We start from the raw sequence: 427 nt of genomic DNA, 5'->3' as shown, positions 1-427 counted from the left end.
CCCTCGAGCGTGGCGAGATCCTCCGGATGCTTGTTCGACAGCGCCAGCAGGATGCGGCTGCGGATCTCCGGCATGTGCTGGGTCAGGTAGTCCTGGGCGGTCGGATCGGTGAGCTTCAGGGTCAGGCCGATGCGCAGGTAGTGCAGGCCGTCGTCGGACTGCAGGTTCACCGTCATCGACTCGAGCGGGAAGAACACCGGGGTGGCCAGCGACTGCGGTGCGGCATGCGCGGCGGCCGGGCCTTCGTGCCTGAGCAGGAAGTACCAGGCGGCGGCGCCGCCCGCGGCGGCGATGACCAGGCCGATCAGCGCGAACAGCACGATGCGCTTGAATTTGCCGGTGGGCGGGCGTTCGGGTGAAGCGGAGGCGGTCGTGGTGGCCATGAGCTTGCTTACGTGATGACTCGTAGCCTGATTGTCAGCGGACC

At 67.4% G+C, this 427-nt stretch carries 1 protein-coding gene; it reads right to left on the bottom strand.

The annotated features are described in order from the left end of the window. Positions 1 to 383: flagellar basal body-associated protein FliL (gene fliL / locus FQ755_RS16735; protein WP_144155967.1), on the bottom strand; the 383-nt coding region annotated here is incomplete at its 3' end. Between the last annotated feature and the right edge of the window lie 44 nt (positions 384 to 427).

Origin of the sequence: Paraburkholderia sp. BCC1885 (assembly GCF_900996235.1) — a bacterium.
GTDB lineage: Bacteria > Pseudomonadota > Gammaproteobacteria > Burkholderiales > Burkholderiaceae > Paraburkholderia.
This window is presented reverse-complemented; position numbering and strand designations above follow the sequence as displayed.